Raw genomic sequence first — 25,257 nt, 5'->3', positions numbered from 1 at the left:
TGTCGTCGCCCGGCTTGACCGGGCGATCCAGTATTCCAGAGACGTCGGCGATTGAACGAAAGGCCGCGGCGTACTGGATCACCCGCCTTCGCGGGTGACGACACTAGTGTGTGGGGCGCGAGCGGGCGCAGGCCGATGAGTATCAATAACTCTTCATCCGCGCCAACTGATCGGCGTGGTAATTGCTGTCGCCGAATAATTCCTGACAGACCCGCGCGCGCTTCATGAAGAAGCCGATGTCGAACTGGTCGGTCATCCCCATGCCGCCGTGCATCTGCACGCCCTCCTGCACCGCCAGCGTTGCCGTCGTCCCGGCGCGGGCCTTGGCGACTGCGACCGCCGCGCTTGCGCGATCGAAATCGCCGTCAAGCGTCTGCAGCGCCTTCAGGACGGCGGCGCGGGTGATCTCGATATCGATGTAGAGCTGGGCGGCGCGGTGCTGCAGCGCCTGGAATTCGCCGATCAATTTGCCGAATTGCTTGCGCTCCTTCAGATAGCTGACGGTGCGGCCGAACACCTCCTCGCTCAAGCCTACCATTTCGGACGCCACCGCGCCGCGGCCGATATTGAGCACGCCGTCGAGCAGCGCCCCGCCCTGGTCGACTTCGCCGAGCACCTGATCCGCGTCGACCTCGACATTGGCGAATTCGATTCGCGCGGCGTTATGCGCATCCACCATCACGGTGCGTTCGATCGCGACGCCCTTGGCCTTGGGATCGACCAGGAACAGCGTCAGCCCGCTGCGCTCGCCGGCAGCACCGCCGGTGCGGCCAGCGACGATCAGGAGATCGGCGGTGTGGCCGTCGACCACAAGCGCCTTGGCGCCGTTGAGCTTGAAACCGTTGCCGGAACGAACCGCCTGCAATTTGGTCTGCAGCGGGCGATGTTTTGCGCCTTCGTCGATCGCAAGCGCGGCCAGCAGCGAGCCGTCGGCAATCCCAGGCAGATGCGCCGATTTCTGCGCCTCGCTGCCGCCGCGCGACAACGCGGAGACCGCCAGCACCGCCGTCGACAAGAACGGCGACGGCATCAGCGTGCGGCCGATTTCCTCCATCACCACGCCGGCCTCGACACAGCCGAGCCCGCTGCCGCCGAAATTTTCAGGCACCAGCAATCCGGAAAAACCCATCTCGGCAAACGCCTTCCACAGCTCGCGGGAAAAGCCCGTTGCGTCCTTGCTGTCGCGCAGACCGCGCAGATGCGACACCGGCGCCTTGTCGCTGATAAGGCCGCGCGCGCTGTCGCGCAGCATGGATTGTTCTTCGGTGAGGACGAGGGGCATTGGGGCATTTCCGCTTCAGAGGTGAATTAAGCTATTTCGTCGTCCCTGCGAACGCAGGGACCCATACGCCGCGGCCTATCGAGCAGGATTAGTGTTAGCGTCACAATCAACCCTTAACAGCGGTGGTTATGGGTCCCTGCTTTCGCAGGGACGACGAGAGGGTTGGGCTCACGCCCCCGGCAGATCGAGGATGCGCTTGGCGACGATGCCGAGCATCACCTCGGAGGTGCCGCCTTCGATCGAGTTGGCCTTGGTGCGCAGCCAGGCGCGCGGACGGGCGCCGCCTCTGGAGCGTTCGCTTTCCCATTCCAGCGCATCGATGCCGCCCGCCGACATCAGGATTTCGTGGCGGCGCTTGTTGAGCTCGGTGCCGTAATACTTCATCGCCGAGGAAAACGCCGGATGCGACTGCCCGGCTTTCGCCAGATCGACCGCGCGTTCGGCCGCTGCGCTAAGTGCCGCCTCGTCGATTTCGAAGGTCGAGATCTGGCTGCGCAGCATCGCGTCTTCCAGCCGGCCCTGCTCGTCGGTGCCGACGGAATCGGCGGCGACCTGGCCGAGCGGCCGGCCGACGCCGCGCTCGCCCATCCCCGAAATCATCGCGCGTTCATGCTGCAGCAGATATTTCGCGACATCCCAGCCGCGGTTGACGGCGCCCACCACATGCGACTTCGGCACGCGCACATTGTCGAAGAAGGTTTCGCAGAACGGCGAATAACCTGAGATCAGGAGAATGGGTTTTGTCGAAACACCCTTTGAGGCCATGTCGAACAGGATAAAACTGATGCCGTCATGCTTCTTCGCCGCGGGATCGGTCCGCACCAGGCAGAAAATCCAGTCGGCGTAGTTGGCGTATGACGTCCAGATCTTCTGGCCATTGATGATGTAATCGTCGCCGTCGCTCTCGGCGCGGGTCTGCAGCGAGGCGAGGTCCGATCCGGCGTTCGGCTCGGAATAGCCCTGGCACCAGCGGATCAGGCCAGCAGCGATCTTTGGCAGATACTCCTTCTTCTGCGCCTCATTGCCGTACTTCAACAGCGCCGGTCCGAGCATCCAGATACCAAAACTCGACAGCGGGGAGCGGGCGCCCATCGCCGCCATCTCCTCGCGCAGCACCTTGTGCTCGGCGCGATCGAGCCCTCCGCCACCATATTCCTTCGGCCAGTCCGGCACGGTCCAGCCCTTGTCGCGCATCCGCTCGAACCAGACGCGCTGCGGCTCGGACGAGAACTTTGCGTTACGCCCGCCCCAATAGGTGTCGTTCTCCGAGGTCATCGGACGGCGCATCTCCGGCGGGCAATTGGCCTCCAGCCAGGCGCGGGTTTCACGGCGGAATGTTTCCAGATCGGACATATCAGGCGTTTCCATGTGGAATATTTGCATCGACCTTAGCCCTCGCGTTGCGGAATTCAATATATGTCTGACGTCAGCCCATGCCGCGCCGACGGTGGTCATGATGCCCGATCGGGTGTATGCGCAAAGCCGTACCGATTGAAAAACAAGAGGAAACGGGCATGCGGTTGAAGTTGCTTTCGCCTGGCGAAATGAGCGCCGAACAAAAAGAAACCTACGACGAAGCGGTATCCGGCAAGCGCGGCGCCCCGCCGGCGCCGATGATGGCCTGGCTCAACAGCCCGGACATGGCGCGACACGCCACGCGGCTCGGCGAACAACTCCGTTTCAACACGATCTTTCCCGCAAAGCTTTCCGAGATCGCGATTCTCGTCACCGCGCGGCACTGGACCTCGCATTACGAATGGTATGCGCATAAGCGGCTGGCGCTGAAGGGCGGCATGGACCCGAAGATCATCGAGGATATCCGCGACCGCCGCACGCCTGTGTTCGACGACCCCAAGGGCCGGATGATCTACGACGTCGCGAAATCGCTGCATGAAGGCCACGGCGTGTCACAGGCGCTGTACGATGAGGCCGTTAAGGTGCTCACCGAACGCGGGATTGTGGAAGTGATCGGGCTGTGCGGCTATTACACGATGGTGTCGATGACGCTGAACACGTTTGAGTTCGGACTGCCGGAAGGCGAGATATCGGATCTTGCGTGAGCTCTCTCCTCCCCCTCTCCCCGCTCTTCGCGGGGAGAGGGTCGGGGTGAGGGGCTCCCTCCGCGAATTGTGACCCGACGATAGACCTGTACCCCCTCACCCGGATTTTCCGCTTCGCGTAAAATCCGACCTCTCCCCGCAAGCGGGGCGAGGTTCAGAACGACAAGCGGAGAAACCATGCCCCAAAACCCACCCATTATTGCCGGCACCCGGATCGGGCATGTTCATCTCAAGGTCGCCGATCTCGAGCGTGCGCTCGGCTTCTATTGCGGCGTGCTCGGCTTCGAGGTGATGCAGCGGATGGGCGCCAGCGCGGCGTTCATTTCGGCGGGTGGCTATCACCATCACATCGGGCTCAACACCTGGGAAAGCAAAGGCGGCCATCCGCCGCCGCCGGGCACCACCGGGCTGTTTCACACCGCCATTCTCTATCCCACCCGCCCGGCGCTGGCGGATGCACTGTATCGCGTGATCCAGGCCGGCATCGAACTTGACGGCGCCAGCGACCACGGCGTCAGCGAGGCGCTGTATTTGCGCGATCCCGACCAGAACGGCGTCGAGCTCTACCGCGACCGGCCGCAGGAGGACTGGCCTCGCGCGCCGGACGGCTCGCTCGCGATGTTCACGAAACGGCTGGATCTAGAGGATTTGCTGCGGCAGCGGGAAACGTAGCCACGTATTCATCGTAACTCGAGCGAGCGAACCGCGCCTTGTGTTGTTAGCGCTGTAGAAACGCGTTCAACAGACTTGTAAGCCAGCCGGCTGCAAAGAGGCCAACGCCGAAAATTCCGTGCGTCGTCAGGCTGTGGAGCCGGGCGGCAACGGGACGCGGCGTGCGGCTGGCCGCAATGCCGGCGCCCATTCCCGGCTGCATCAACAGAAAGGGCGCCGCCACGCTGCCAATTCCGACGATCAGTGCGGGGCCGATCGTCGGGTGGCGAACCCAGTCGAGACCCCAGATCGCCAGCAGCACGGCCGCGAACGCGATACCGATCAGATAATGCGCGGTCCACCCGATCAGGCGCTCACCCCACACTGGCGGCGAAGCAGCAATCCGATCATGACGAAGGCGCCCACGCGCCAGATGGCCGAGCCATCGACCGACCAAGGCATAGTCCAGCGCAGGAACGCCGAACAGCCATTTTCGGGCGATGGACCACAAGTCCATCACCGCCGTCGCGCCGATCCCGATCAGAACAATGCACGCGAGATAGTCCGCCGCCTCAGCCACGCGCGGTGACCCTCGATGCAACTGACGGCGCTCGGGCACCGACCATCCAGCAGGCGGCGGTAAACCGGACGTCCGTTCCGCGCACGTAGGAATCAAAGGCGGGGCGAACCGTTTCGATGACTTGCGCGCGGGTCTGGTCGTCCGTCTCCTGAAGGATCAGGCCCACAGGGCCGAGCCGGGTCAGGTAACGGACCAACTCCTTCTCGGGCAGCGTGCAGTCAACATCGATCGGCCGAATATCGATATCGGTCCAGCCGCTCTCCTCGAGGATGGTGCAGACCCGGTGCCGGTCCGCGAAGGCGAATTGCCCCGGCGCGTCCGGCCGGCGGGCGGGAAGGTTTGGCAGCAGTGGTGCCGCGGCGCGCTCGGCTGTGGTCATGAACGGATTTTCCGCAGCACTGCGCCAGGCGATGAACCGGAGTTCGGCGCCATCCTTTGCGGCACGCCGCAAGTTCGCAAACGCCCGGACAGGATCGTCGAAGAACATCACGCCAAGGCGCGAAGTAATCAGGTCGAAGCTTGCTGGTTCGAACGAGTGGCGCTGCGCGTCGGCGCGGATGAAGCTTGCCGGCGCGCTTTGCCGTTCGGCGCGAATCCGGGCAGCCGCAATCATAGGCTCTGAAATGTCGACGCCGACGCACTGGCCCTTGCCTCCGAGCGCCCGCGCGATGGCGAGCGTCGTGCCGCCCGTGCCGCAACCGACGTCGAGCACGCAACCTGCGGGTCCGGCGGGAGCCGTTCCGAGGAGAAGATTCTCGAACGGTTTGAACATCTGATCGAGCAGATCCTGCGTCTCGACCCACGCGCGTCCAGCCGGGCCGTTCCAAAGCGCCGTCTGCTCGACATCGGTCTGATGGGCGGTATCCATGATGGTCTCCTTTTTCTTGCCTTGAGACGCCGAAGGCTGCACTCTGCCAGTTCAAGTCGACTTGAGGTCAAGAGATGAAATATATGGACATAGCTGAGGTGGCACAGCGGTCCGGCGTTCCTGCATCGACGCTGCGGTACTATGAGGAGAAGGGGCTGATCGCCTCCATCGGCAGGCGGGGTCTGCGCCGTCTGTTCGATGCCGGGGTGCTGGAACAGCTCGCGCTGATCGCGCTCGGGCGCGCCGCCGGGTTTTCGCTCGACGAGATCGCGCTGATGTTCGCGCCGGACGGACGGCCACGCATCGAGCGGCGGATGCTTGCGGCCAAGGCGGACGAAATTGACAGAAATATCCGCAGGCTAAGCGCCATGCGCGACGGCCTGCGTCACGCCGCTGCCTGCCCCGCGCGGACCCACATGGAATGCCCCACTTTCCGCCGCATGCTGCGAGCCGCCGCCTCCGGCGCAATAGGCCGAAGGACGCGGGAGCCATCCTTCGAGACGCGCCTTAAGCGCCGCTCCTCAGGATGAGGTCTTTGCGTGGCGCCCGCGAATCATGACCAGCACGGCCGCCGTCAGCTCCACCGCGATGCAGCCGTAGAACGGCAGCGTATAGCTTCCCGAGAGATCGCGCAGCAGGCCGACCGCGCCGGGGCCGAACGCGTAGGTGATCTGGTTGATCGCCGTGATCAAACTGACCAGCACGCCGAACGAACGCGGGTCGAATTCGCGCTGCACGATCAGCGCCGGCAGCGTGATCAGATTGCCGACCGAAAACCCGAACAGCGCGCAGGCTGCGATCAGCGCGTAATCATGATGCACGTTGATGACGATGACGAGCGCGACCGCCTGGCTGACAAAGGAGAGCGAGGACGCCAGCCGCTGGTTCATCCGGTCGATCACGAAGGAAAACAGCACGCGGCCGACCACGGCCATCGCCGTCAACAGCGCCATCGCAATTGCCGCCTGCTGCCGCCCGATCACAGAATCCAGAAACGCGATCAGATGCACGATGAAGCCGACCTGCGCGAACAGCACCAGCGCGAACGCCGCCGACACCGAGAGGAAGCCGACATCGCGAAACGCCCGTGCGCGAATTTGCGTCGGCGACGGCGCGTCGGCAGCGTCGATCGCGCCCGCGCCCGAATGAGCCGGCGGCCGTCCGACGGCCAGCAGGATCACCGGAATCATCACGATAACCATCACCGCGGCCGAGGCGGTCATCGCGCCGGCGAAGCCGAAATAGCCGATCGCCATGACCATCAAGGGCACACCGACAATGCCGCCAAAGCTCGCGCCGTTCAGCGCCAGGCTGATCGCCATGCCGCGCTTTTTGTCGAACCAGAGGCCGAGCGTGTTGGTGATCATGCCGAGGCTGGTGCCGGCCCAGCCGAAGGCGAGCACGGCGTTGGCGAGATAGAGCTGCCAGGGCTCGCGTACCTGGCCGATCGAGATCGCGGCCAAAGCCATGGTGCAGATGCCCGCGATCATGCAATTCCGGGGGCCGAACCCCTTGATCGCCTCGCTGACAAAGGCGACCAGCGCCGCGCCCGACAGATAGAAGAACGTCGTACCCGACGAGATCAGCGACGCCGGCCAGCCGTGCAACTGCTGCAACTCGGCGACATAGACGCTCTGGCCATAGAAGCCGAACGCCCAGCCGAAGGTCGCCAGCAGGAAACAGACGACGACGATGCGCCAGCCGTCGTAGCGGATCGAGGTTTCGTCGCGAGGGGTGTAGTTGAGAGCGTCCAATAGAGGCCTCTTCGTTGCTGTCGCGTCATTTCCGTGCTTGCCCGGCACATGTCGGCAACAGCAAACAAGGCTGCAAGGGCCATCAATTCGACGGACACCGAACTGTCAGCAGGTGGCAGCTATAGCGTTTTCGAGCGAAGTGGTTCCCGGTTCGCGTCAAACAAAAAGCTATGTCGCCGGCTTCGACGGATCGTAGAAAAACCGCTCGCGAAAGACTCTGTCGCCGCGCCATTCCTGCAGCGCGACTTCGTCGAATTTGCCGATCTTGCCGGAATGATAAACGAACTCGAAAACCCAGTTGATCGCGACGCGATCGCCCTCGACGACCGAGGCAACGCAAGTCGACGTCACGCTCTTGACGCGCTCCAGCACCGCGCGCTCATGCGCGACCAGGACGTCGCGACCGACCCGCGGCGGCGCCGCGTTCTCCTGCATGCTGGCATCTTCCGTGTAGAAACGCTCGATCGCTCCGGCGTGGTCGCCGGAGACGACGGCTGCAATGAACTCATCGAGACGGGCGCGCGTCGGCATGGGGCCTCCTCCAGCTTCGGCAGTAATCAAATACTCGGATCAAGAATTTCGTTGACCGCCTGCAGCCTCGCCCGACGCTTGGCGAGCGAGGCCAGAGACAGCACCGCAAGGCCGAGCAGCACCGGCGGGAACACCACCATGTTTACCATCGACCAGCCGTAATGCGCCAGCAACTGGCCGGACGAGAACGAGCCCAGCGCCATCATTCCGAACACCAGGAAATCGTTGAAGGCCTGCACCTTGTTGCGTTCCTGCGGCCGATGCGTTTCCAGCACCAGCGCCGACGCGCCGATAAAGGCGAAGTTCCAACCCACCCCGAGCACGATCAGCGTCGCCCAAAAGTGCATCGCGGTGATGCCGGCAAGGCCGATTCCCGCCGCGGCCGCCTCCAGCAGCAGACCGAGCGCAACGATTTTCGGCGCGCCGAAACGTGCGATCAGCGAGCCCGTGAAGAAGCTCGGCCCGTACATCGCCACGATGTGCCACTGAATGCCGAAATTGGAATCGCTGACGGTCAATCCGCACATCTTCATGGCGAGCGGCGCCGATGTCATCACCAGATTCATCATGGGGTACGCAATCACCCCGCATAGCGCGGCTGCAATGAAGCGCGGCTGCCGCGCGATCTCGAACAGCGGCCGGCCGCCGTGCATATCCGCCGGCGCGGGCTTCGGCGCATCGACGCCCCACAGCACCGCCATCGCCACCAGCGCGACGAAGGCCTGCACCACGAAGCTGAACGCAAACAGATAAGGCGGCCAGATATCCATGGTCCACTGCACGAGTTGCGGACCGAGCACGCCGGCGAACACGCCGCCCGCCATCACCCACGACATGGCCTTGGGCCGGAACGCTGTGCTGGCGCCGTCGGCGGCGGCAAAACGATAGGACTGCGCGACCGCGCCGTAGAGACCGCCGAGAAACGTCGCGCCGCAGAACAGCCAGAACGAGGCATACAGGACAGCGATGGCGGCGAGCGCGCCGGTCAGCACGCCGCAGAACGTGCCGATGATGAAAGCCATGCGGCGGCCATAGGTGCGCGAGATCGCGCCGGTCGGCAGCGTGCCGGCGGCGAGCCCCAGCACATACATCGAGAGCGGCACGGTGGCGAACGAGATGCTCGGCGCCAGCGTCGCGCCGACGATCGAGCCGGTGGCGAAAATGACCGCCGAATTGGCGCCGGTCAGCGCCTGCGCCGCGGCAAGCCGCAGCACGTTGCCGCGCGCACGCGCGTCATTGGCGATCTCTTCGGTAGCTGTGGTGGTATCCAACATCGGCAATTCCGCCCCGGCAGGGCCCCGGGGAGGAGCCTTATCGATTCATTTGCGGGCACTATGAAGACGCTGGGCGACGCGATCAACCGGCGCAAACGGGCGCGCGCTATGCGAAGCGCGCGCATTGGACAGCACACCGGCAACAGCCTACATCGAGGGTCGCCCGATCATGCCCTATTGCGGTACAAGCGACCGGCATTTCCTGGAGTTCAAGCCATGCCAATCGACGACAGGCCGACCATCGCCGCGCCCGACGATGATCCCTATCTCTGGCTCGAGGAAGTCGAGGGCGAACGCGCGCTTGATTTCGTCGACCGGCAAAGCCGGCTGACGCTGGAAACCTTCGGCGGCCGACCATTCGAGACTGATCGCGATGCCCTTGCGGCGATCTATGATCGCACCGACAACATTCCCTATGTCACGCGCCAGGGCGCGCTCGTCTACAATCTCTGGAAGGATGCCAAAAATCCGCGCGGCCTCTGGCGGCGCACGACGCTTGCAGATTTTCGCAACGTGGAGCCGGTCTGGGAGACGCTGCTGGACATCGACCGCCTCGCCACTGAAGAAGGCAAGGATTGGCTGCTCAGCTGGACGCAGCCGCTGCCGGGCAACTCACGCGTGATAACAGCCCTTTCGCGGGGAGGCAGTGACGCGGTAACGCTGCGGGAATTCGATCTGGATGCCAAAGCTTTCGTCGCAAACGGATTCACCCTGCCGGAAGCCAAGAGCGGAGTCGAATGGGTCGACGCCGACACATTGCTGCTTTCGAGCGCCCTGGGCGAGGGCATGGCGACAAATTCCGGCTATGCGAGAACGGTCCGGCTGTGGCGCCGCGGCGAGCCCGTGGAAAGAGCGCCGGTACTGTTCGAAGTGCCGGCCGACCGGATGGCCGCGTACTGCAGCGTTGACGACACCGGGCCAACGCAGCGGATGTGGTTCATCGATCGGATCGACTTCTTCAATCTTAATCTCTGGCTCGGGACCGAGGCCGGTCCGCGCACAAAGCTCGACCTGCCGACCGACATCTGGATGGAAGCGCATCAGGACTGGCTGGCCGTGAAATTGCGCGGTGCCTGGACGGTCGGGGGCAAGAGCTATGCGCCCGACAGCGTGCTTGGCATCTCGCTCTCGGCCTTTCTGGCCGGCGAGCGAAACTTCACCGTCGTTTTCGAGCCGGAGCCACGGCGGGCGCTACAAGGCTTTTTCTGGACGGCCGGCAAACTTATCTTGTCTGTTCTCGACGAATTGCGCCCGGTGTTCGAAATCTGCACGCCGTCGGCAAGCGGCTGGGCGGGCGAGGAACTGCGCGGCCTTCCCGAAATCGGTGTGGTCGATGTCTGGCGTCTCGACCGTCACGAAGCCGAGAGCAACGGCGACCTGCTCGCCAATGTGCAGGATCCCGTGACGCCGCCTTCGCTGATGCTGATCGAGGGCACAGCCAGCCCCGCTGTATTGAAGCGGGCGCCGAAGACCTTTGCCGCCGACGGACTTATCGTCACCCGCCATGAGGCGATTTCGGTGGACGGCGAGCGCATTCCCTATGTGCAGACCGGCCCCGCCGCCGAGACCGGCGATGCACCGCTCTATATGAGCGCCTATGGCGGCTTCGGCGTTGCGGTGAAACCATATTACAACTCCGCGCTCGGCAAGCTCTGGCTGGAGCGCGGCGGCACCACGGTGCAGGCCAATATCCGCGGCGGCGGCGAGTTCGGTACGCGCTGGCACGATGCCGGCCGTTACGCCGGAAAGCGGCTGGCGCATGATGATTTCGCGGCTGTTGCCGCCGACCTCGTCAAGCGCGGCGTGACGCGCGCCAATCGAATTGCCGCCGAAGGCGGATCGAACGGCGGCATCCTGATCACCAACGTGCTGGTGCGCTACCCCGAAAGATTCGGCGCGCTGTTCTGCACGATTCCCCTGATCGACATGCGCCGCTACACCAAGCTGCTCGCGGGCGCGAGCTGGATCGCGGAATATGGCGATCCCGACAAGCCCGAAGAGTGGGAGTGGCTGAAAACCTATTCCGCCTATCACACGGCAACACCGGGCCAGAACTACCCGCCGATCCTGATCGCCACCACGCGCCGCGACGACCGCGTGCATCCCGGCCACGCCCGCAAGATGGCGGCCAAGCTGCAAGCGATGGGATACGAAGCCCATTTCTACGAGCCGGCGGCGGGCGGTCACGGCTACGGCAAGGACAACCGCGAACGCGCCGGGTTCATCGCACTCGGCTACACATTCCTGAGAAACAAGATCGGCTGGGCGGATAACGCCACGTAGTGTTTCGCTTTGGGCCGAAGCGCGGGCCAGCGCACCGCAGCCGCTCTCGCGCGCGGCCAGCAGATTACGCCACGCGAAAACGCGCCTTCACGGCCGCCTCTTGCCTGGTCTCCTTTGGGCTCGCACCGCACCGGTCTTGTGGACCTTTGAGCGAGGATCCGCTGCGCCGGCGTGCGGGAAACCCGGATTCCAATCAAGCGCGATCGTAGCTGCGAAGCCGAAGAAGCTGGAGCGGCTCATGCCAAGCTCCGTGGCGCGCTTGTCGATCCGCGTAATCAGGCTCTTCGGCAAATAGACGTTCACCCGCTCGGACGGATCGGGCGGATCGACCCCGACAATGAAATAGGCGACGACGTCGGCGCCCTTGGGCAACGCGATCTGCGCGATCGGCGTCGGCGCCGGCAGCGGCCTGCCCTGCTCTGCCATGCCGTCCACCGCTCGCGCCAGCGCACCCTCCGCTTTCTCGATCGCCTCCTCCTGCGACCGCCCGCCGGCCACGCAGCCCGGAAAATCGGGAAACCATGCGCCGAGCGCACCGCGCGGACCGCGCTCCAGCACGGCCGGATAGAGCCGCTTTTTCAATCTGGCCTCCTTACGATGAGTATGCTATTTAACACACTTATCGGTGTGTCAAATCACACAATAGCATGGGCCGGGATGGAGAGCAAAATGGACGCGCAAGCCGAACTCCGCATCGTTCGTGCCGCATACGCCAAGCAGGTACTTGCCGCCGCAAGCGTCGACGATGCGCGCCTTGCCCAAGCGTTTGCTGTCATCCCCCGCGAGGATTTTCTCGGCCCAGGTCCGTGGCTGGTGCGACGATGGATGCGCGACTATGTGTCGACACCCGACGCCGACCCCGTCTATCTCTATACCGACGATCTGGTCGCGCTCGTGCCCGAGCGTGGCGTCAACAACGGGCAACCGTCGTTGCACGCCCATCTCATCCATCAGGCCCTACCCGCGGTCGGCGGGCACGTGGTGCATGTTGGAACAGGTACGGGCTATTACACTGCCATCCTCGCGCATCTCGTCGGGCCGTCAGGGCGGGTAACGGGAATCGAATATGATGGAAGCCTTGCCGCGCGCGCCAGAGCCAGCCTGGCGCCCTACGCGAATGTCGCGGTGATTGAAGGCGACGGCACACAGGTGCCGTTCGATCCCGCCGATGTCATCTATGTCAATGCCGGCTGCACCCAGCCAGCGGCACGCTGGCTCGATGGCCTTGCCGATGGCGGCCGCCTGATCATGCCGATGACGTCGGATCTGGGATTTGGCGGCATTGCGCCGGAGCGCTTGGCGAGCGCCGGCGCAGTGTTCCGAATTGAGCGAAGAGCCGCGAACTATCTGGCACAATGGATTTCGCCAGTTGCGATATTCCCCTGCGCCGGCGGCCGCGACGAGGCGTCCGAACGAGCGCTTGCTGAAGCCTTCGCCCGTGGCGGCTGGCAAAAGGTCACACGACTGTACCGGGACCAGGACGTTCCTGACGAGCGCTGCTGGCTTCGCGGATCAGAGTGGTGCCTCGCCTATCACTGAGGTGCGCAGAGGACGCTACGCCGATGCGGCCGATCGCCCGTAGACCAAGATCAGGTTGTTGGCGGGCATTGGCACGGTTTCGATCAGGGCAAGACCCGCTGCCGCCGCAAGCTTCTCGAGATCGGCGATGTCGCGCACGCCCCATTCGGCATCCTGCTCGCGCAGGCTGGTGTCGAACACGGCGTTGCTCATCGCGGTGTGCTTGCCGTCGCGCTTGAAAGGACCGTAAAGAAACAACCGGCCGTCAGCGCGCAGATATCGCCCCACGCCGGCGAACAGGCCCTCGGCGACGCGCCATGGAGCGATGTGGATCACATTGGCGCAGAACACCGCCAGCAATTCCGCCGGACCGCCGCCGTCTTGCATGGCCGAAGACCATGCGGGATCGGTGAGATCGATCCGCAGCGGCGGACGGATGTTCGGCATGCCGGCATAAGCGCGCCACGCTTCGATACTCTTCAGGTGCCGCTCGTTGAGATCGCTCGGCCACCAAATGATATCAGGAGTATGTTTTGCAAAGTGCACGACATGCTGGCCGGTGCCGCTGCCAGCCTCCAGCACGTCACCAGATTTGCCGGCGAGGAATTTTTGCAGCACCGCCCAGATCGGCGCATGGTTGCGATGAAACGCCGCCGCATCGAGCCGGCCGTCGGGTTCGACCGGCCGTCCATCCTTGCCGAATTCCACCACATATTCCGCCATGTCAGCCTCGCGCAAAAATCGCCGTGGTCCTGAACATGTGGATGCGGCGCGTCACTTCAATTCGCCGCAATACATTTCCTTCAGCACCTGCAGCAGGCGCAAAGCACGCTCATCGGCCACGCGATAGTGCAGCGTCTGCGACGTCCGCCGGAATTCGACCAGGCCGTCGGCGCGCAATTTCGCCAAATGTTGCGACAATGCGGACTGGCTCAGCTTGACGATGCCGACCAGTTCCCCGACCGTCATCTCGCCGCGCACGGCGAGAAAGCAGAGGATCAGCAAGCGCTTTTCGTTGGCGAGCATTTTCAGGAGTTGGGTAGCTTCGCCGGCCTGCTTCGCCAGTTGCTTCAGCGCCGCCGCATCGTCGGCGCCGGGGGCCGATTGTGGCTCTTGGGCTGTCGCCGCGGTTGCTCTCATCGCGTCCAATCCAGGATGGTTTTCCGTGCCTGCGAAGCACACATGACATACTAACGTCCGAGCCTTTATTTAGCATTGACTAAATTAGCAAATGTCGATACCGGTTCAAAAAAGCAAGAAATGATGCGGCGATGCGGCCGCGAGGGGAAGAAAACGTGCGGCCTGACCCGTTACGCAGCAAGGCTGTTCTCTCCGATCTTGCCGGCGCGGACGCGCCTTTGGGGCGACGCCGCGTTCTTGGCCTCGGCGCAGCGCTGGCCGGCAGCCTCGCCCTCGGCAGCAAACCCGCCACGGCCGACCCCGCGCAGGCGTCTCCTCCCGCGGACGCTCCGTGGTCGCAATCGATCGGCGCTGGCGTGGTCGATCGGCCCTATGGCCGGCCTGCGGATACCGAAGCCTCCGTCATCCGGCGCAACGTTCCCTGGCTCACCGCCAGCGCGGAATCGTCCGTAAGCTTTTCGCCGCTGCAGGACCTGCACGGCATCATCACACCCAATGGATTGTTCTTCGAGCGCCACCATGCGGGACGGCCCGACATCGATCCGGCGCAGCACAAACTGATGATCCACGGGCTGGTCGAGCGCCCGCTGCTGCTCACCATGAAGGACATCCTGCGCTTCCCGCAGATCACGCGCATCCATTTCATCGAATGCCCGGCCAATGGCGGCATGAACTGGCGCGCCGCGCAGATGAACTCGCTGCAGTTCAGCCACGGCATGGTCAGTTGCGCCGAATGGACCGGCGTAAGACTGTCGACGCTGCTGGAAGAGGTCGGCGTCAAAAAGGAAGCGAAGTGGGCGATGGTCGAAGGCGCCGATGGCGCGCATATGAACCGCAGCCTGCCGCTCGACAAATGTCTCGACGATTGTCTCGTGGTCTACGCGCAGAACGGCGAGGCGCTGCGGCCCGAACAGGGCTATCCGCTGCGGCTGGTGGTGCCGGGCTGGGAAGGCAACGTCAACATCAAGTGGCTGCGCCGGATCAAGCTCGGCGACAAACCCTGGCATTCCCGCGAGGAAACCTCGAAATACACCGACCTGATGCCGGACGGCACCTCGCGCGGCTTCACCTGGCTGATCGACGCCAAATCCGTCATCACCTTTCCCTGCCCGGAAAAGCCGCTCGATGGGCCCGGCCTCTATGAAATCAGGGGACTGGCATGGACCGGCAGCGGCAAGATCAGGCGTGTCGACGTTTCCATGGATGGCGGCGTCAACTGGCAGACCGCGCGGCTGCATGAGCCGGTGCTGTCGAAGGCGCTGACGAAATTCACCCTGCCCTGGCGCTGGGACGGCCGCCCGGCGCTGGTCGCATCCCGCGTCATCGACGAGACCGGTTATGTGCAGCCGACGATTGCGGAGCTGCGAAGGCAGCGCGGCTCGAACTCGGTCTATCACAACAATTCAATCCAGACCTGGCAGGTTAAATCAGACGGAAGCGTCTTCAATGTTCAGCTCGCGTAAGATTTGCCTGGTGATCGTGGCCATCCTGCTGGCGGCTGGAGGCCTCGCCGGCGCGGCAGAGCCCGGCTCGTTCGGTTACGGCCGCGTGGCGAGCCCGGCGCAGATCGCCGGATGGGACATCGACGTGCGCGGCGAGGACGGCGCAGGCCTGCCGCCGGGCAAGGGCACGGTTGACCGGGGCGCCGACGTCTATGCCGAACAATGCGCCGCCTGTCATGGAACCTTCGGCGAAGGCGAAGGCCGCTTCCCCAAGCTGGTGGGCGGCGTCGGATCGCTCCGGGACGAGCGCCCGGAGCCGACGGTCGGCAGCTACTGGCCGTTCGCCCCGACCCTATGGGACTATATTAACCGCGCCATGCCGATGTCCGCGCCGCACACATTGTCAGCGGATGACGTTTATGCTTTGACCGCCTATATTCTGAGCCTGAACGACCTCGTTCCCAATGAATTCGTTGCCGATCGCAACAGCTTGCCGAAAGTCAAAATGCGCAATCGCGACAATTTCATCTGGACCGACCCGCGCCCCGATACGATGGCCAAGCCCTGCATGAATAATTGCGTCAACGCCGCCGATGTCAGGCTATCGTCGACGGCGGAAGGCAGAGACCTGACGCCACGCACGACCGGGCCGCTCGACACGATGCAATCGAAATAGAAACGACGGAAACGCCTGTGACCGATCATTCCCTGACGGAATCCGCAAGACTTCTGGCGTTAAGGCTCCCGGCGCTGGCGCTGGTGATCGGCGCTTTCCTGTCGGCAGGCACGGCGCATGCGCAGTCCGCCGCGGCCGAAGGCCAGAAGCTCGCCTTCGATCGTAGCAAGGGCAATTGCCTGACCTGCCACGTCATCAAGGGCGGCAACCTTCCAGGCACGATCGGACCGGAACTGATCGACATCAAGAGCAAGTATCCCAATCGCGCAGACCTCGTCGCGATCGTTCACGATGAAACCGAGCGCAATCCCCTGACCGTGATGCCGCCATTCGGACGAAACCGGATTCTGACTCCAAAGGAAATCGAAGCGGTCGTTGATTTCCTGCAAACGTTGTGACGCAGGACCAAGAGATTTAAGGCTGTGACGTGCGCGCGCACGCTTTAGGAGACGATGGACATGACTGACGTCGGATTTTCGGCCACGCGGCGGCTGATCCTGCAGGGTGCAGGCGCAGTCGCGCTCGTCGGACTCGGTAATCTTCCCTTTGGCCTGACACCGGCGCTTGCCGCAGCCAACGACAAATATCCGGAAGAGGCGTTCAAGGCCAAGAGCGAAGCCGACGCGATCAAGGCGCTCTACGGCAAGACGGCGGAGCCTTCGGACAAGGTCAAGATGGACGCGCCCGAAATCGCGGAGAACGGCGCCGTGGTTCCGATATCGGTGACGACGACGCTGCCGGACGTGACCTCAATCTCGTTCCTGGTCAGCGAAAATCCGGTCGCACTGGTGGCGTCCTACAAGATTCCGGCCGGCACGCTTCCAAACGTCGCCAACCGCATCAAGATGGCGCGAACCAGCAACGTGATCGTGGTCGTGGAAGCCGGCGGCAAGCTCTACAGCGCCAACAAGGAAGTCAAGGTCACCGTCGGCGGTTGCGGCGGCTAACGGGCAGCGCCGCATGATCCGGGAAACCAGACACCGGTTTTTCGACAAGATCATGCGCCAAGGAACAGGCTAGGAGAATTCAGATGGCATCGACCATTCGCGTGCGCGCCACTTCGAGCGGCGAGACCACCGAGGTGCAGGCGCTGATCCAGCATCCGATGGATTCCGGCTTCGTCAAGGACGCCAAGGGCGAGATCATTCCGCCGCATTTCATCCAGCAACTGACTTTCGAGTATGAAGGCAAGAACGTGTTCACCGCCGACTGGGGCGGTGGCGTGTCCAAGGATCCCTACGTCAAGTTCGCCTTCAAGGGCGGCAAGAAGGGCGACGAGTTGAAGATCAGCTGGGTCGACAACAAGGGCGCGACCGACACCACCACGGCGAAGATCCAATGAAGCTGCGATCCGCGATCTATCTGGCGTCCGCCGCGCTTGCACTCGCAGCGCTCACGCTTGCGGGCAGCCTGCCCTCTGATGCCGCAGACAAGATCGACCCGGTCGCCGACGCCAAGGCGTTCCAGAAATTCTTCACCGACAAGTTTCCCAAGGTGAAGTTCGAGGATTTCGTCAACGGCCCCTATTCGATGAACGAGGACCTGCACCGGCAGTGGCAGGAGAAGGAGCAATTCCCTCCTTACGAATTCTCGCTCGAGATGGGCAAGGAAATGTTCTCCAAGCCGTTCAAGAACGGCAAGAGCTACGAAGATTGCTTCCCCAACAAGGGCATCGGCATCCGCCAGAACTATCCTTACTTCGATGAGAAGGAAGGTAAGGTCATCACGCTGGAGCTCGCACTGAACCGCTGCCGCGAGGCCAATGGCGAACCGCCGTACTCCTATGTGAAGGACGAAATGGCAGCGCTGACCGCCTATATGGCCTTCACTTCGCGCGGCAAGCCGATGGACATCAAGATCCCGAACGATCCCCGCGCGCTCGCGGCCTACGAGAACGGCAAGGAATATTTCTACACGCGACGCGGCCAGCTGAACTTCTCCTGCGCCACCTGCCACGTGCAGAGCCCGGGCGAGCGCATCCGCGCCGAAATCCTGGCGCCTGCGCTTGGCATCGTCAACGCGATGCCGATCTACCGTTCGGAATGGAGCGGCATGGGCACCACCAGCCGCCGCTTCACCACCTGCAACAGCCAGATCCGCGGCGTGCCGCTGAGCCCGCAGGATGATGAATACCGCAACGTCGAATACTACCTGTCCTATGTCAGCAACGGACTGCCGATTTCAGGCCCGGGAGCGCGGCCATGAGGAACGTGATGCAGAAATCCGCGTTGATTCTGGCACTGCTTGCCGCGGGCGCGGTGTCCGCGCTCGCCGCAGGCTCCGAGGACGACTTCAAGGCGGCTTACGCCGCGGCTGAAGCGGCCAACAAGGAGGCCGGCAAACTGCGCAACCAATGGACCACCACGGCGGCGACGCTGACGGCGGCGAAGAAGGCGGCGGACGCCGGCGATTTCGACAAGGCCACGGCGTCGGCCAAGGAAGCCGAGGCCCTGGCCAAGGCTTCGATCTTCCAGGCCACCAGCGAGAAGACCCGCTGGAAGGATATGGAAATTCGCTAGAGCATGATCCGGAAAAGTGGAAACCGGTTTTCCGCCAAGATCATGCTCAACAATTAAGAGTCTTTACGACGCGCGGAGACCCGCATGACCATCCGCCGCCGCGATTTCCTGACGCTAGCGGGCGCCGCCACCCTGTCCGGCAGCCTGCCACGGCTGGCGCGCGGCGCCGAGAATGCGGGCGTTTACGATCTTGAGCGCTTCGGCAATGCGCGCATCCTGCACATCACCGATACCCATGCGCAGCTTCGGCCGGTGTTCTTCCGCGAGCCGAGCGTCAACCTCGGCGTCGGACCGATGCGGGGCAACCCGCCGCATCTGGTCGGAAGGGCGTTTCTCGATCGCTTCGGCATCCGGCCCGACAGTGCCGACGCCTATGCTTTCACCTGCATCGAGTTCGAGAAGGCCGCCGGGAGATTCGGCAAGCTCGGCGGTTTTGCGCATCTGAAGACATTGGTCGACCGGATGCGCAGCGAGGCCGGCGCGGGGCGCGCGTTGCTGCTCGACGGCGGCGATCTCTGGCAGGGCAGCGGCCTTTCCAACACGCTGCAGGGCGCCGACATGGTCGACGCCGCCAACCTGCTCGGCATCGAGGCGATGACCGGCCATTGGGAATTCACCTATGGCGAAAAGGCGCTGCGCGCCAACCTCGAACGCTTCAAGGGCGAATTCCTGGCGCAGAACGTCTTTCTCACGGAAGAAGCCGCCTTCAACGACGCCAAGGCGTTCGATCCAGCCTCGGGACGCGTCTTCAAGCCGTCCATCATCAAGGAGATCGGCGGGCATCGCATCGCCGTGATCGGGCAGGCGTTCCCCTACGTGCCGATCGCGCACCCGAAGCGTTTCACGCCGGACTGGAAATTCGGCATCCGCGATGAAGAGCTGCAAAAGCTCGTCGATATCCATCGCAACACCGACAAGGCCGATGCCGTCATCCTGCTCTCGCATAACGGCATGGACGTCGACCTCAAGCTTGCCAGCCGCGTCACCGGCATCGACGTCATTCTCGGCGGCCATACCCACGACGCCGTGCCGCAGCCGATTGCCGTGACCAATCCGGCGGGCGTCACGCTCGTCACCAATGCCGGCTCGAACGGCAAGTTTCTGGCGGTGCTCGATCTCGAGGTCGGCAAGGGCAAGGTCAGCAATGTGCGATACCGGCTGCTCCCGGTGTTTTCGGAACTGCTGAAGCCCGATCCGGCGATGCAGGCGCTGATCGACAAGATACGCGCGCCGCATGCGGCGACGCTGGATGAAAAGATCGCCGCCGCCGACCGCCTGCTCTATCGCCGCGGCAATTTCAGCGGCAGCATGGATCAACTGATCTGCGACGCACTGCTCGGCGAACTGAACGCCGAGATAGCGCTGTCGCCGGGCTTTCGCTGGGGCACTACGGCGCTCGCAGGCCAGCCGCTGACGATGGAGGACGTGATGGCGCAGACCGCCGTCACCTATCCGGAGACCTACATCCAGACCATGACCGGCGGCCAGATCAAGGACGTGCTGGAAGACATCTGCGACAATCTCTTCAACGCCGATCCCTATTACCAGCAGGGCGGCGACATGGTGCGCGTCGGCGGGCTCGCCTACACCTGCAGTCCGAACGAGAGCGTGGGCAAGCGTATTTCCGAACTCAAGCTCGACAACGGCCACGCGCTGGAAGCCGGCAAGCGCTACAAGGTGGCGGGGTGGGCCTCGGTCAACGAGCAGACCGGCGCGCCGATCTGGGACGTGGTCGCCAAACATCTGCGGTCGGGCAAGCCGCCCAACCGGTCGCTGCCTGGCGTCACGCTGAAAGGCGTCGAGGACAATCCGGGCATTGCGGGACAAGGATGATGGGTTTTTCGACCATCATGCGCACCATGGCCGCGGCGCTTCTCATCGCAGCCGCCGCGTCTGCGACGCACGCCCAGCAGGCGCCGCTGCAGGACAAGCCGTTCGCCGAGCACAGAATCGTGCTGCAACTCTCCGACAACGACCCGCGCAAGCAGAGGCTCGTGCTCAGCGTCGCCAGCAATTTGATGAAGCATTACGACCCCGACAAGGTCGCGATCGAGGTCGTGGCGTTCGGTCCCGGTATCGAGCTGCTGCGTCCGGAAAATCCCAACCGCAAGATGGTCGAGAGCCTGGTGGCGCAGGGTGCGCGTTTCGACATCTGTCTCAACACGGTTGATACAATCGAACGCGAAGCCGGCAAGCGGCCGGAGTTCATTTCAGCAGCGACGCCGGTGCAGGTCGGCGTCGCGCAAATTCTTTTTCTGACCGAAAACGGATATACGCTGGTGCGGCCATGATCACCGACATCGTGATTGCGAGTGAAGCGAAACAAATCACCTCTCCCCGTGGGCCGTGGTACAATTGATGGATTGTAGGAGCAGGGCTGGAGCTACATCCGCCCCTGATCCGATCTGAATTAACGCGGACGTGTAGCCATGATCTTTCGTCAGCTCTTCGACAGTGTTTCGGGCACCTACAGCTACCTGCTGGCCAGCCGCGCCGGCGGCGAGGCGTTGATCCTCGACCCCGTGCTGGAGAAAGCCGACCGCTACTGCCAGCTGCTGCGCGAACTGGATTTGCGGCTGGTGAAGGCGGTCGACACCCATCTGCACGCCGACCACGTCACGGGCCTCGGCGAACTGCGCGACCGCACCCAGTGCATCACCATCATGGGCGAGCAGAGCAAGGCCGACGTGGTGTCGATGCGGGTTTCCGACGGCGACAAGGTGATGATCGAGGGTCTCAGCCTCGACGTCATGTACACGCCCGGCCACACCGACGATTCCTACTCTTATTTGATGGGCGACCGCGTCTTCACCGGCGATACGCTTCTGATCCGTGGCACCGGCCGCACCGACTTTCAGAACGGCTCTTCGCGCGCGCAATACGAATCGATCTTCAACCGGCTGCTGAAATTGCCGGATGAAACCATGGTATTCCCCGCCCACGACTACAAGGGCGACACGGTTTCCACCATCGGCGAGGAGCGGCGTTACAATCCGCGTCTTCAGGTGCGCTCGGTCGACGAATATATCGAGCTGATGGCCAATCTGAAGCTGCCGAACCCGAAGATGATGGACGTGGCGGTGCCCGCCAACATGCATGTCGGCCTGCATCAGGAGGATCTCGCCAAGCAGGGGCTCGCGCTCTCTGCCCGCGACGCGATCAACCGTCTCGGCCGGCCCGACATCCTGCTGGTGGATTTGCGCGAAACCAGCGAGCGCGCCAAGCACGGCACGATCTCGGGCGCGCTGCATGCGCCCTATCCCGGCATCGCCGAGAGCCTCAAGCCCGGCGGCATGCTGCGCGAAGTCGCCGCCGCCACCGGCCGCCGCGTGGTGTTCTTCTGCGCCTTCGGCGAACGCTCTGCGATGGCGGTGACTGCCGCGAAGAACGCGGGGCTCGCCAACACCGCGCATATCGAGGGCGGTATCGATGCGTGGAAGAAGGTCGGCGGGCCGGTGGTGATGGGGTGAGATGCCCGTAGGGTGGGCAAAGGCGCCCTTGCGCCGTGCCCACCATCCATCAACACATTCGCTCTGGACGGTGGGCACGCTGCGCTTTGCCCACCCTACGAAACTACGAACTACGAAATTAATTTCCCACCCGCTTCACCTCTGCCGTCAGCGCATCCAGCGCATCGGCCAGCAGCACGCCGCCGCACTCGGTCATGCGCTCCGGAATCACGATGCGCTTTTCCGGTGGATAAAAGCGCTCCAGCGCCGGATGCAGCAGGAACGCCTGGCCGTCGTCCCTCGCCGTGTCGCCGGCCTGCGAAACCACGATGAAGTCCGGCCGTAAGTTCACGATCGCTTCCAGCGAAGCAAAGCCGCCGAAGGCAAAGCCGAGATCGCCGGCTGCGCTGCGCAAGCCAATTTCGCTGAGCAGCGAACCGACAAAGCTGTCGCTGCCCGCCACCCAGCCGCGCCGCGACAACGGCAGCACGCGGTAATGGCGCTCCGAGACCGCGTGGCGGGCGCGCGCCAGCGCGGCATCAAGCCGTGCGATTTCCGCCGCCGCGCGATCGGGATGACCGGTGATGTCGCCAGCCTCGCGGATCTGCTGCCGCGCTTCGTCGAGGGTTCGCGGCACGGCGAGTTCGGCGAGACGAAGCCCCTTGGCCTTCAACAACTCTCGCGTCGAACGCTTGTCGAACGCGCTGGCGACGACGATGTCGGGCCTGATGAGCAGCACGTCCTCGGCTCCTCCGGAGAGAACCGGATAGCGGCTGATGTCGCCCGCCTGCGATTGCCAGCCGTCCCGCGAAAACCGGCTCAATCCCAGAATCTGCTCGGGGTCGGCCAGCGTCAGCAGCAATTGGTCGGTGCAGACGTTCATCGACACCAGGCGCGGCAGATTGGCTGCGAACGCAGTGCTGCCCGGCAACGCAAGCGCCATCACCGTGACCAGAAATGCAAGCCGCCATCGCACCAGATATCGGCCCATCAGATATCCGCCCACGGCACGATCACGGCCTCGCGCTGGAATTCCGCGCGATAGGCCGAGATCCTGAACACGTCAGCCATCACCTGCTCGGACAGCGCCGCCGCCGGCCCGCCCTGCGACACCAGGCGGCCTTCGCGCAGCACCAGCACATGGTCGGCAAACCGCGCCGCCAATCCCAGATCATGCGTCACGACAATGACGAGCACGCCCTTGTCGGCGGTCGCGCGCAAATTCTTCATGACATCGATCTGGTGCCGCGGGTCGAGCGAGGCGGTCGGCTCGTCGGCCAGGATGACCGGTGCCTCCACCGCCAGCGCGCGGGCCAACGCGACGCGGCTGCGCTCGCCGCCGGACAATTCCGTGACGCGGCGATCGCTGAACGCCATCACGTCCACCGCCTGCATCGCGCGCAGCACCGCCTCCGCATCTTTGGGCGACAGCCGCGCCGGATCGGTGGCGCCATGCGGATAGCGGCCGAGCGCCACGATGTCGCGCGCCGGCAGCGGCCAGTGCACCACATGCCCCTGCGGCAGATAGCCAAAGCGTTTTGCGCGCTCGCGCAGCGGCAGCGAAGCCAATGCGACGCCGCCGATCTCGATCTCGCCTTCGGACGGGATCAATCCCGCCAGCGCCCGCAACAGCGTGGTCTTGCCGGCGCCGTTCGGCCCGACCAGCGCCACCAGATGTCCCGGCGACAGCGCCAGCGAAACGTCTTTCAGCACGACGCGGCCGGCGAGCCGCACGCCGAGTCGCCTTGCGGTCAGCAGCGCCACCTCGCTCATGCGACGCCTCCGCCGAGCGCGCGGCGTTCGCGCATGATCAGATAGAGGAAGAACGGCACGCCGATGATCGAGGTCAGCACGCCGACCTTGATGTCCGATGTCGAGGGGATGATGCGCACCGCGACATCCGCCGCCAGCAGCAGCGCCGAGCCTGCGAGCGCGCTCGGCACCAACAGCCGTCCCGGATCGTGGCCGATCAATGGCCGCATCAGATGCGGCGCGACAAGCCCGATGAAGCCGATGGTGCCGGTGACGGCGACCGCGCCGCCGACGCCGAGCGCCACGCCCGAAATCACGAACAGCCGCAGGCGGCCGACATCGACGCCGAGGCTTTGCGCGGTTTCCTCGCCCAGGCTCAGCGCGCGAAAGGCATGGCGCTGGCTGAACAGCATGATCGCGCCGGCAATGATGAAGGGAAATGCCAGCATGACATGCTGAAAACTGCGATCCTCCAGCGAGCCAAGCAGCCAGAACGCGATCTCCAGCACCACGAAGGGATTGCTGGAGAGGTTCATCACCAGCGCGGTGGCCGCGCCCGCAAAGCTCGAAATCGCGAGGCCGGAGAGGATGAGTATCAGCAGCCCGGCATTGCGCCCGGCGATGGTCAGCAGCCCGAACACCGAAACGAACGCCGCGATGATCGCCGCGACCGGCAGCGCGTAGGAGCGCACGTCGGCCAGCCCCAAGGCGATCACCAGCACCGCGCCGAAGGCGGCCGATTGCGGCGCGCCGAACAGCTCGGGCGAGGCCAGCGGATTGCGCAACAGGCCCTGCAGCGATGCGCCTGACAGCCCGAGGATGGCGCCGATCGCCAGCGCCAAGAGCGTCCGCGGCAGGCGGATTTCCCGCACGATCACCTGCGAAACCTCGCTGCCGCCGCCGAACAGCGCTTCCGCCACGGCAAGCGGCGACAGCCGCACCGGACCAATACCCAGCGAGATCAGCACCAGCAGCCCAACGAGGGCGGCAAGCGCCGCGGTCGCGCCGATCCGCCGGCGCGCGGCATCCTCGTTGGTCACGGTTACAGCCTCAACACTCATTGATCGTCCTAAAGCAGGTTTACCCGCTCCGGTACAGGAGCGCAGGCAAAGAACAGGCAGGAGTGCTCATGCGGCAAAAATAGCGCACTCGTCCAGTTGACATCGCAAGCGCGCCCAAGGCGGATTGACTCGAACTTTGGCAAACTTCTACCATAGTTCCCGACGGTTCCCGTTTTTGGGGATCAAAAGGGAATGCGGTGCGGGGAAGTCCCCCAATTCCGCGGCTGCCCCCGCAACTGTAAGCGGCGAATCCTTCGTCATAGGCCACTGGGAATCTCGGTCCTGGGAAGGCGACGATGGGTAACGACCCGCGAGCCAGGAGACCTGCCGTCAGCCGTGGTCACACGCGAAGATGTCGGTCGGGGAGTACAGGCATTAGCTTCACCTAAGCTGCATTAGCACATGGTGAGACTTGGT

General features: G+C 63.9%; 28 protein-coding genes and 1 riboswitch. Of the genes, 15 read left to right on the top strand and 13 right to left on the bottom strand.

Annotated features, from left to right (window positions below):
• Positions 1-142: 142 nt before the first annotated feature.
• Together V1294_RS05755 and V1294_RS05750 are read right to left on the bottom strand one after the other, a co-directional pair.
• Positions 143-1,282 (bottom strand): acyl-CoA dehydrogenase family protein, encoded by a 1,140-nt coding sequence (locus V1294_RS05755; protein WP_334495733.1) that lies wholly within the window; start codon positions 1,280-1,282, stop codon positions 143-145.
• 168 nt (positions 1,283-1,450) lie between these two features.
• A complete protein-coding gene (locus tag V1294_RS05750; protein ID WP_334495731.1) occupies positions 1,451-2,635 on the bottom strand; it encodes an acyl-CoA dehydrogenase family protein in 1,185 nt (394 codons plus the stop codon).
• A 161-nt stretch (positions 2,636-2,796) separates the two neighbouring features.
• On the opposite strand from V1294_RS05750, the gene V1294_RS05745 reads away from it, so the two are divergent.
• Both V1294_RS05745 and V1294_RS05740 read left to right on the top strand, forming a co-directional pair.
• The gene (locus tag V1294_RS05745; protein ID WP_334495729.1) at positions 2,797-3,342 is read left to right on the top strand and encodes a carboxymuconolactone decarboxylase family protein; all 546 of its coding nucleotides are present in this window, start codon (positions 2,797-2,799) and stop codon (positions 3,340-3,342) included.
• A gap of 177 nt (positions 3,343-3,519) precedes the next feature.
• Positions 3,520-4,014, top strand: a complete 495-nt coding sequence (locus tag V1294_RS05740; RefSeq protein WP_334495728.1) for a VOC family protein — start codon at positions 3,520-3,522, stop codon at positions 4,012-4,014.
• 46 nt (positions 4,015-4,060) lie between these two features.
• Here V1294_RS05740 and V1294_RS05735 read toward each other — a convergent pair whose 3' ends face one another.
• Both V1294_RS05735 and V1294_RS05730 read right to left on the bottom strand, forming a co-directional pair.
• The gene (locus V1294_RS05735; protein WP_334495725.1) at positions 4,061-4,573 is read right to left on the bottom strand and encodes a DUF2938 domain-containing protein; all 513 of its coding nucleotides are present in this window, start codon (positions 4,571-4,573) and stop codon (positions 4,061-4,063) included.
• A complete protein-coding gene (locus tag V1294_RS05730) occupies positions 4,566-5,441 on the bottom strand; it encodes a class I SAM-dependent methyltransferase (protein WP_334495724.1) in 876 nt (291 codons plus the stop codon). Before V1294_RS05730 ends, V1294_RS05735 begins: the two co-directional genes overlap by 8 nt.
• 74 nt (positions 5,442-5,515) lie before the next feature.
• On the opposite strand from V1294_RS05730, the gene V1294_RS05725 reads away from it, so the two are divergent.
• The gene (locus V1294_RS05725) at positions 5,516-5,971 is read left to right on the top strand and encodes a helix-turn-helix domain-containing protein (protein ID WP_334495722.1); all 456 of its coding nucleotides are present in this window, start codon (positions 5,516-5,518) and stop codon (positions 5,969-5,971) included.
• On the opposite strand, the gene V1294_RS05720 is transcribed toward V1294_RS05725, so the two are convergent.
• The 3 genes from V1294_RS05720 to V1294_RS05710 all read right to left on the bottom strand — a co-directional run bounded on the left by V1294_RS05720 (position 5,963) and on the right by V1294_RS05710 (position 9,000).
• Positions 5,963-7,195, bottom strand: a complete 1,233-nt coding sequence (locus V1294_RS05720) for an MFS transporter (RefSeq protein ID WP_334495721.1) — start codon at positions 7,193-7,195, stop codon at positions 5,963-5,965. The two genes, V1294_RS05725 and V1294_RS05720, sit on opposite strands and share 9 nt — an antisense overlap.
• A gap of 168 nt (positions 7,196-7,363) precedes the next feature.
• A complete protein-coding gene (locus tag V1294_RS05715; protein WP_334495720.1) occupies positions 7,364-7,726 on the bottom strand; it encodes a nuclear transport factor 2 family protein in 363 nt (120 codons plus the stop codon).
• Positions 7,727-7,752: 26 nt separating this feature from the next.
• Positions 7,753-9,000, bottom strand: a complete 1,248-nt coding sequence (locus V1294_RS05710; protein WP_334495717.1) for an MFS transporter — start codon at positions 8,998-9,000, stop codon at positions 7,753-7,755.
• Positions 9,001-9,216: 216 nt separating this feature from the next.
• On the opposite strand from V1294_RS05710, the gene V1294_RS05705 reads away from it, so the two are divergent.
• Positions 9,217-11,283 (top strand): prolyl oligopeptidase family serine peptidase, encoded by a 2,067-nt coding sequence (locus V1294_RS05705; protein ID WP_334495715.1) that lies wholly within the window; start codon positions 9,217-9,219, stop codon positions 11,281-11,283.
• 87 nt (positions 11,284-11,370) lie between these two features.
• Here the strand turns inward: V1294_RS05705 and V1294_RS05700 are convergent, their stop codons facing one another.
• Positions 11,371-11,865: a type II toxin-antitoxin system HicB family antitoxin gene (locus V1294_RS05700; RefSeq protein WP_334488619.1), complete on the bottom strand. Its 495-nt coding sequence runs from the start codon at positions 11,863-11,865 to the stop codon at positions 11,371-11,373.
• A gap of 87 nt (positions 11,866-11,952) precedes the next feature.
• On the opposite strand from V1294_RS05700, the gene V1294_RS05695 reads away from it, so the two are divergent.
• Complete coding sequence (locus V1294_RS05695) at positions 11,953-12,822, top strand: protein-L-isoaspartate O-methyltransferase family protein (RefSeq protein WP_334495713.1); 870 nt, start codon at positions 11,953-11,955, stop codon at positions 12,820-12,822.
• Positions 12,823-12,837: 15 nt separating this feature from the next.
• Here V1294_RS05695 and V1294_RS05690 read toward each other — a convergent pair whose 3' ends face one another.
• Together V1294_RS05690 and V1294_RS05685 are read right to left on the bottom strand one after the other, a co-directional pair.
• Positions 12,838-13,524, bottom strand: coding sequence for a DUF938 domain-containing protein (locus V1294_RS05690; RefSeq protein WP_334488614.1), 687 nt, complete (start codon positions 13,522-13,524; stop codon positions 12,838-12,840).
• 51 nt (positions 13,525-13,575) lie between these two features.
• On the bottom strand, positions 13,576-13,941 hold the full coding sequence (locus V1294_RS05685) for an ArsR/SmtB family transcription factor (RefSeq protein ID WP_334495710.1): 366 nt from the start codon (positions 13,939-13,941) through the stop codon (positions 13,576-13,578).
• Positions 13,942-14,096: 155 nt separating this feature from the next.
• Between V1294_RS05685 and soxC the strand changes: the two genes are divergently transcribed.
• From soxC to V1294_RS05635, 10 genes are all read left to right on the top strand, one after another.
• Positions 14,097-15,404: a sulfite dehydrogenase gene (gene soxC / locus V1294_RS05680; RefSeq protein ID WP_442895319.1), complete on the top strand. Its 1,308-nt coding sequence runs from the start codon at positions 14,097-14,099 to the stop codon at positions 15,402-15,404.
• Positions 15,388-16,059, top strand: coding sequence for a c-type cytochrome (locus V1294_RS05675; RefSeq protein ID WP_334488607.1), 672 nt, complete (start codon positions 15,388-15,390; stop codon positions 16,057-16,059). The genes soxC and V1294_RS05675 overlap by 17 nt, the downstream gene beginning before the upstream one ends.
• An 80-nt stretch (positions 16,060-16,139) precedes the next feature.
• Positions 16,140-16,457, top strand: a complete 318-nt coding sequence (soxX, locus tag V1294_RS05670) for a sulfur oxidation c-type cytochrome SoxX (protein WP_442895426.1) — start codon at positions 16,140-16,142, stop codon at positions 16,455-16,457.
• 60 nt (positions 16,458-16,517) lie between these two features.
• Positions 16,518-17,006, top strand: coding sequence for a thiosulfate oxidation carrier protein SoxY (gene soxY / locus V1294_RS05665; RefSeq protein WP_334495708.1), 489 nt, complete (start codon positions 16,518-16,520; stop codon positions 17,004-17,006).
• Between the two features lie 83 nt (positions 17,007-17,089).
• On the top strand, positions 17,090-17,401 hold the full coding sequence (soxZ, locus tag V1294_RS05660; RefSeq protein WP_334488602.1) for a thiosulfate oxidation carrier complex protein SoxZ: 312 nt from the start codon (positions 17,090-17,092) through the stop codon (positions 17,399-17,401).
• Positions 17,398-18,264 (top strand): sulfur oxidation c-type cytochrome SoxA, encoded by an 867-nt coding sequence (gene soxA, locus V1294_RS05655; protein WP_108519630.1) that lies wholly within the window; start codon positions 17,398-17,400, stop codon positions 18,262-18,264. The genes soxZ and soxA overlap by 4 nt, the downstream gene beginning before the upstream one ends.
• Positions 18,265-18,272: 8 nt before the next feature.
• Positions 18,273-18,578, top strand: coding sequence for a hypothetical protein (locus V1294_RS05650; protein ID WP_334490173.1), 306 nt, complete (start codon positions 18,273-18,275; stop codon positions 18,576-18,578).
• Between the two features lie 84 nt (positions 18,579-18,662).
• Positions 18,663-20,411, top strand: coding sequence for a thiosulfohydrolase SoxB (soxB, locus tag V1294_RS05645; RefSeq protein WP_334495706.1), 1,749 nt, complete (start codon positions 18,663-18,665; stop codon positions 20,409-20,411).
• The gene (locus V1294_RS05640; RefSeq protein WP_442895318.1) at positions 20,411-20,869 is read left to right on the top strand and encodes a DsrE family protein; all 459 of its coding nucleotides are present in this window, start codon (positions 20,411-20,413) and stop codon (positions 20,867-20,869) included. The genes soxB and V1294_RS05640 overlap by 1 nt, the downstream gene beginning before the upstream one ends.
• Before the next feature lie 138 nt (positions 20,870-21,007).
• Positions 21,008-22,048, top strand: coding sequence for an MBL fold metallo-hydrolase (locus V1294_RS05635; RefSeq protein WP_334488594.1), 1,041 nt, complete (start codon positions 21,008-21,010; stop codon positions 22,046-22,048).
• Positions 22,049-22,166: 118 nt separating this feature from the next.
• On the opposite strand, the gene V1294_RS05630 is transcribed toward V1294_RS05635, so the two are convergent.
• Genes V1294_RS05630 through V1294_RS05620 form a run of 3 tightly spaced genes read right to left on the bottom strand, consistent with a single transcriptional unit; the run spans position 22,167 to position 24,840 of the window.
• On the bottom strand, positions 22,167-23,018 hold the full coding sequence (locus V1294_RS05630; RefSeq protein ID WP_334495704.1) for an ABC transporter substrate-binding protein: 852 nt from the start codon (positions 23,016-23,018) through the stop codon (positions 22,167-22,169).
• Positions 23,018-23,800: an ABC transporter ATP-binding protein gene (locus V1294_RS05625; RefSeq protein ID WP_334495702.1), complete on the bottom strand. Its 783-nt coding sequence runs from the start codon at positions 23,798-23,800 to the stop codon at positions 23,018-23,020. Before V1294_RS05625 ends, V1294_RS05630 begins: the two co-directional genes overlap by 1 nt.
• Positions 23,797-24,840 (bottom strand): FecCD family ABC transporter permease, encoded by a 1,044-nt coding sequence (locus V1294_RS05620; RefSeq protein ID WP_334495699.1) that lies wholly within the window; start codon positions 24,838-24,840, stop codon positions 23,797-23,799. Before V1294_RS05620 ends, V1294_RS05625 begins: the two co-directional genes overlap by 4 nt.
• Positions 24,841-24,986: 146 nt before the next feature.
• Positions 24,987-25,186, top strand: a riboswitch (cobalamin riboswitch).
• Positions 25,187-25,257 lie beyond the last annotated feature (71 nt).

The sequence above is a fragment of the Bradyrhizobium sp. AZCC 1678 genome, assembly GCF_036924765.1.
Lineage (GTDB): Bacteria > Pseudomonadota > Alphaproteobacteria > Rhizobiales > Xanthobacteraceae > Bradyrhizobium > Bradyrhizobium algeriense.
The sequence above is the reverse complement of the archived record's forward strand: the minus strand, read 5'-3'. Positions and strand labels throughout refer to the sequence as shown.

What these genes read in the sequence shown, in the direction of transcription:
- V1294_RS05755 (WP_334495733.1), bottom strand. Translation starts at nt 1,282, where the DNA reads ATGCCCCTCGTCCTCACCGAAGAACAATCCATGCTGCGCGACAGCGCG.
- V1294_RS05750 (WP_334495731.1), bottom strand. Translation starts at nt 2,635, where the DNA reads ATGTCCGATCTGGAAACATTCCGCCGTGAAACCCGCGCCTGGCTGGAG.
- V1294_RS05745 (WP_334495729.1), top strand. Translation starts at nt 2,797, where the DNA reads ATGCGGTTGAAGTTGCTTTCGCCTGGCGAAATGAGCGCCGAACAAAAA.
- V1294_RS05740 (WP_334495728.1), top strand. Translation starts at nt 3,520, where the DNA reads ATGCCCCAAAACCCACCCATTATTGCCGGCACCCGGATCGGGCATGTT.
- V1294_RS05730 (WP_334495724.1), bottom strand. Translation starts at nt 5,441, where the DNA reads ATGGATACCGCCCATCAGACCGATGTCGAGCAGACGGCGCTTTGGAAC.
- V1294_RS05725 (WP_334495722.1), top strand. Translation starts at nt 5,516, where the DNA reads ATGAAATATATGGACATAGCTGAGGTGGCACAGCGGTCCGGCGTTCCT.
- V1294_RS05715 (WP_334495720.1), bottom strand. Translation starts at nt 7,726, where the DNA reads ATGCCGACGCGCGCCCGTCTCGATGAGTTCATTGCAGCCGTCGTCTCC.
- V1294_RS05710 (WP_334495717.1), bottom strand. Translation starts at nt 9,000, where the DNA reads ATGTTGGATACCACCACAGCTACCGAAGAGATCGCCAATGACGCGCGT.
- V1294_RS05705 (WP_334495715.1), top strand. Translation starts at nt 9,217, where the DNA reads ATGCCAATCGACGACAGGCCGACCATCGCCGCGCCCGACGATGATCCC.
- V1294_RS05695 (WP_334495713.1), top strand. Translation starts at nt 11,953, where the DNA reads ATGGACGCGCAAGCCGAACTCCGCATCGTTCGTGCCGCATACGCCAAG.
- V1294_RS05690 (WP_334488614.1), bottom strand. Translation starts at nt 13,524, where the DNA reads ATGGCGGAATATGTGGTGGAATTCGGCAAGGATGGACGGCCGGTCGAA.
- V1294_RS05685 (WP_334495710.1), bottom strand. Translation starts at nt 13,941, where the DNA reads ATGAGAGCAACCGCGGCGACAGCCCAAGAGCCACAATCGGCCCCCGGC.
- V1294_RS05675 (WP_334488607.1), top strand. Translation starts at nt 15,388, where the DNA reads ATGTTCAGCTCGCGTAAGATTTGCCTGGTGATCGTGGCCATCCTGCTG.
- soxY (WP_334495708.1), top strand. Translation starts at nt 16,518, where the DNA reads ATGACTGACGTCGGATTTTCGGCCACGCGGCGGCTGATCCTGCAGGGT.
- soxZ (WP_334488602.1), top strand. Translation starts at nt 17,090, where the DNA reads ATGGCATCGACCATTCGCGTGCGCGCCACTTCGAGCGGCGAGACCACC.
- soxA (WP_108519630.1), top strand. Translation starts at nt 17,398, where the DNA reads ATGAAGCTGCGATCCGCGATCTATCTGGCGTCCGCCGCGCTTGCACTC.
- V1294_RS05650 (WP_334490173.1), top strand. Translation starts at nt 18,273, where the DNA reads ATGCAGAAATCCGCGTTGATTCTGGCACTGCTTGCCGCGGGCGCGGTG.
- soxB (WP_334495706.1), top strand. Translation starts at nt 18,663, where the DNA reads ATGACCATCCGCCGCCGCGATTTCCTGACGCTAGCGGGCGCCGCCACC.
- V1294_RS05640 (WP_442895318.1), top strand. Translation starts at nt 20,411, where the DNA reads ATGGGTTTTTCGACCATCATGCGCACCATGGCCGCGGCGCTTCTCATC.
- V1294_RS05635 (WP_334488594.1), top strand. Translation starts at nt 21,008, where the DNA reads ATGATCTTTCGTCAGCTCTTCGACAGTGTTTCGGGCACCTACAGCTAC.
- V1294_RS05630 (WP_334495704.1), bottom strand. Translation starts at nt 23,018, where the DNA reads ATGGGCCGATATCTGGTGCGATGGCGGCTTGCATTTCTGGTCACGGTG.
- V1294_RS05625 (WP_334495702.1), bottom strand. Translation starts at nt 23,800, where the DNA reads ATGAGCGAGGTGGCGCTGCTGACCGCAAGGCGACTCGGCGTGCGGCTC.
- V1294_RS05620 (WP_334495699.1), bottom strand. Translation starts at nt 24,840, where the DNA reads ATGAGTGTTGAGGCTGTAACCGTGACCAACGAGGATGCCGCGCGCCGG.